This is a genomic window from Williamsia sp. (assembly GCF_036566845.1).
Classification (GTDB): Bacteria; Actinomycetota; Actinomycetes; order Mycobacteriales; family Mycobacteriaceae; genus Williamsia.
In genome coordinates, this window is sequence record NZ_DATCVM010000093.1 from 1 (window position 1) to 4453 (window position 4453).

Here is a 4453-nt window from a genome sequence, read left to right on the forward strand (position 1 = left end):
GTCGATGACTTTCTCGCCGCCCACCGCAAGACCGACGGCGACGCCAGCACGGGGGCGAATCCGCCACCAAGAGGACGGGCCGCCCCGCGGGCCTAGCTCACTAGCCACAACGGAATTCACTCCTCCCAGCCGGCTGTGCCTCGTGCTGATTTACCTTCGCTCTAGGGGCGTCCGCGACGGTAGCGGAGAAATGCTCGTGTCATCCCGAACGCCGATGCACACTGGGCCGCATCAGGCTTCGCAATCACTTCCACTCCCGCAATGCGACGCACACCACGTCAGCGTCCGAACGGACCTTGCCAACGCGTCGCCCCGCCGTCCGCGACTCGTCTCGGCGAACCCCACATGCGTCGCGCCGCGGCGACGCGGAGCGTCTGCGCCACGACCCATGTGGCGAATATCGTCCGTCGATATGTGAGCGTGGTAGCCCCGGAATGCAAGAGGTGTGTGGATCTCGTCGTTGACCACGTCGGGGAGACGCTCCGAGCAGAGGCATGGCATGCAGGGTTAGTCGGCTGGAACGCTGAACTAAGTCGACAGGCTCGGGGGAGTGAAGATGCGGAGTACGGACGTTTGTCATCGCGAATGTGGCTGTGGTCGTGGACCGATTCGTCCGCACGTTTCTATGTTCTCGGTATGAACTCGAATGAGAAGCTCCGGGCTCGGTACCGAGCCCGTGAAGCGCAGCGCAGATTGAACGAGGAAAGGGCTCGGCGGGAGCGCGCCAATGCCGATGCCGCCGCGACGATCCGACTGACGCTGCACCGGGTTGAGGCTGTCGATACATGGGAACGGGTGCGACTCGATCAGGCGCAGGAGCGTGTCCGCGCAGAGGGGGCTAAGAGGCGTGCAGGTTATCTCGCCGGCCTGCAGGCTGCCGTCGAGCAGATGAGGGACCGGGGCGAGACCTTGGCCAAGATCGCTGCGCTCGTCGGTGTCGATGTTCGCGAGATCAAAGTCGCGCTGCGCAGGGCTCGCACCGCAGACGAGGGAGGACGCGGGATGGCGGGCATCTCGGGCGCGGGTACGCGGTCTGCTCGCTCCGCGCCGCAAGGCGGGGATTTCGAGAGCAGAGACCCGCTGTCCGACAACGCCGATCGACGTTCCTTCAGCGGTGACGACAACGGCGCCGGATCCTATGACTCGACTCGGTGTGTCCGCTGCGAGGCAGTGATGCTTGATCTCGACGACGGGCCGCGACGCGGACGTCGTCGGCTGTACTGCTCAGACACATGCCGACGTGACGCCTCGGCGGCGCGTACGGCCGCAGAGCGCTACGGGTCACCCATACGAGTCGTCGAGGTGCGGAAAACCGTTGCCTTCTCTAAGCCGACCGCGGCATCCGCAAGGCCGGAGCTGGCGCCCATCACGCCGCTCCACGCCGTCGACATTTTGCTCGAGAACAACGAGGCGCTGCACGCGTTGCTAGCACGCATGACAGAACAGGCGCGACTCAAGAATCTGGATCGCCCGACACTGACCGCCGCAAGAGAACTCTCGAAAGCTGTTCATCCGTTGCGTGGTTGGTAAACCATTCCCGGCCATGCACGAGGCGACAGTTGCTCAGCGTGTCCTGCGACGGCGGTGTCTTCGGCTGGCCGGACTGCATCCGGTCATGCTCGCGACGGCACGACCGAGGCTATGAATGGCCCATCCGGCGAGTTCGGCTGCCAAGTCCTCGATGTCCCACTCCAGCTCGTGAATTGCCGATCGACGCTTGGCCTTGATCATTTCGCTTGCGTCGTCGTGGTGGGGTCGGATCCGGTGTTGGCGTTCATACCCATCAAGAACGGTGTCGATCACGTCGTCGAGCGTGGTGATCAAACGAGACGCGGCCATGTCCGCGTTCTCTGCGATGTACTCATCGCAATCCTCCTGGGACCAGGATGGCGGAAAACGCAAGTGCGATCGGAATAGGTCCCTGATTGCTCTGTCGAAGTCCCCGGAGAACTGGATGTCGGGCCAGTCCGCGACTGCCGCGTCGGCCAGCTTCTTCACATCGTCTTCGAGACTAACGACCATCGCCTCCCGGTTCCATCTCCGATGATGCTCGCCGGCACCGACAAGACAGCGCATTGAGTGCTGGCGGACGGTGACTCAGGAGGCTTCTATGGCCAGGTCTTCGACAGGCTCTCCAGGAACCGAGCCCGGCGCGATCTCCGCGGTGGCCAACCCGATGCGGCTACCCCGCAGCAGCGAGGGACGCGAGGGTTGCGAGGCTTGATCTGCCGACACATCTTTGGCGGGCGGGTGGACGGTCCACAGCAGCACATTCCGGTGATTCCGCGCGCCATCGTCCTCGATCACCCAGCCAAGGCTTCGGAGCGCGGGCGCGTGCCGTTTCAGAAGTGTTGTGACGTCCCGACCGTTCCGGGGCCACTCCTTCGGCTTGCGCCAGGTGTCGCCGGCCGGCGTGACTGTCGCCAGCAGGTCCCCTCCGGATACTCCGATGAGTGGTTCCCGTATGTATTGGCGCAGCCGTTCGATGAACGGGTCGGCGGACAGACTGTCTTCGGAGAGTTGGTTGGCGCGCGACAAGTAACGACCGAAGCCATTGGTCGACAGAATCTCGTCAACCGCCGCCAGCGTGCGACTGAAGTCCGCCATCCGGGGCGGCACATCGACCGAGATGGTCTCGAGACGTTGATGAACCAAGGCGGCCAGATCGAGTAGCCCACTCAAAATGCCTGGTAGAGCCGTGCGCCACTGTTGTCGCATGGTGGCCTCCGGTTGTCGCATGTGGCGATCGATGCGTCGCAGCTCGACCGTCGCCAGTCGTTCTGCGAGGTCGGGTCGCACCGCGCCGACGTCGATGCCGTTGATGATGACGCACCGACGGAATTTGATGACTGCGAGGTCGGCGTCCGTGTACAACGCTCGTTTGACGTTGCCGTCGCCCGTGGCGGCGCGGCACAGCGAGTCTGACAGCCACGGCGGGATGGTGGACAGATTGTCGATGGCGACTACCCACGACCCGGATGCCGCGGTCACCCACGAGTCAGCGTCGCGCGGCGCTTGGCGCAATGGGACGGGGGAGGGGTCGATCAGATCGACCAGCATGCGCGTCGTCGTGCTCTTGGCGCTGCCTTGTTCGGCGAAGAGGGCCAACACAGGATGCGGGACATCGCACTGGACGAGCGCGGCGACGAGCACCGCGAGGAGGACGGGTCGGTCCTCGACGTTGATGTTGACGAAGTCCCAGAGTCGATCCAAATCACCCACTGACGGCAGTGGCATCGCAGCCGTCAGCTTGGATCGCAAGAAACGAACCGGGGCGGAATCGGTGACAGTCCACCGTCCCTGGCCGATGCGGATCACCTTGCCGTCAGGTCGTCCAGTATCGATGTAGTTGGTGCCGTCCAGTTCTGCGACGCGCAGATACAACTTCTCCGGAGCCTTGATGGCGGCCATGCCTTCGAGGATCAACGTGGCGTCGGTGAGTGCCTGGCCGCCGGCGACAGTGCCGGTGTCGCGGAAGTAGCGCGAGGCGAGTTCGGCTCGCAGGCCGGCCTTGCCGGCGCGTAGCAGCATCGCCAGGTGCGGCCGCGTGCGTTCGGCGCCGAAGGGTTCACCGTCCTCGGAGACGCCGAGGCAATATCGCTCTTGGGCCATCTCCACCAGCCGAACGGCAACGGACTTTTTGTCGGTCTCGGCCCTGGCACTCAATGCTTTTCCCGCCTACGAAGCTTCTGAAGGCGGGCATGGCAGGTTATTCTCATGAGGAGTCCTCCGGTTGAGCGATCGGGTGGTTCGAATGAAAGACCTCGGCTAGGACCCGGGGTCTTTCTCAATTGCGGATCTCACGCGGCGTCGCCGCCTCCACGCCGAGTTGCAATTTCTTGCTCCGAGATCCACCGCAGCACCTCGTCGCGGCGGTAGACGACGCGGCGGCCCAAGGCAAAACTGGCAGGCCCGATATCGCAGTGGCGCCAGTAGCGCAGGGTCCCGACGGGGACGCCGATGATTTCCGAAACCTGTTTCGCGTTCAGTAGATCCATCTGATGCTCCTCAAAGGTGTGTTCTGTCAACGAATCCAACGCTGGTGGTGGCGCCCTGTATTTGTCCACCACTACCCTGCAGATCACTTGCAAATTGACTCCAGCCGAACGGTTTCGTCGGCTGTCGGTAGTCGATGTGAAACTGGGCACCAAGGGAGGTGGCTCACATGCAGCGACGAAACCGCCGCGCGGGCGTCGAGGACAGGTGGCGTCGATCAGACGGAAGCCCTTCCGCGCGCAGTGGTAGGGGACGCCGGTGGTTGGCCCGGTATGTGGACGACCAGGGTGGAGAGAACACGCGGTCATTCGAACGCAAGGGGCGCTCCTAGTGTTCTAGTGGGCGCGTTTCTGCTGTTCAGCGGTTTTTTCGGTTGGTGTGGTGAGGGTTTCGGCGTGTCAGCGCCGAGATGAAGGACGCGCACGTGGTCGAGCTCTAGGTTTCGGGGTTACCACAC

General features: G+C 63.6%; 4 protein-coding genes. 1 reads left to right on the forward strand and 3 read right to left on the reverse strand.

Annotation, left to right across the window (positions count from 1 at the left end):
* Positions 1 to 636: 636 nt before the first annotated feature.
* Entirely contained in the window at positions 637 to 1530 is an 894-nt protein-coding gene (locus tag VIQ49_RS07835) for a hypothetical protein (RefSeq protein WP_331882842.1), read from the forward strand.
* Positions 1531 to 1563: 33 nt separating this feature from the next.
* Here the strand turns inward: VIQ49_RS07835 and VIQ49_RS07840 are convergent, their stop codons facing one another.
* The 3 genes from VIQ49_RS07840 to VIQ49_RS07850 form a co-directional block, all read right to left on the reverse strand.
* Entirely contained in the window at positions 1564 to 2022 is a 459-nt protein-coding gene (locus VIQ49_RS07840) for a transposase (protein ID WP_331882845.1), read from the reverse strand.
* 75 nt (positions 2023 to 2097) lie between these two features.
* Positions 2098 to 3666, reverse strand: a complete 1569-nt coding sequence (locus tag VIQ49_RS07845; protein WP_331882847.1) for an ATP-binding protein — start codon at positions 3664 to 3666, stop codon at positions 2098 to 2100.
* Positions 3667 to 3800: 134 nt separating this feature from the next.
* Positions 3801 to 3998 (reverse strand): helix-turn-helix transcriptional regulator, encoded by a 198-nt coding sequence (locus VIQ49_RS07850; protein ID WP_078316144.1) that lies wholly within the window; start codon positions 3996 to 3998, stop codon positions 3801 to 3803.
* Positions 3999 to 4453 lie beyond the last annotated feature (455 nt).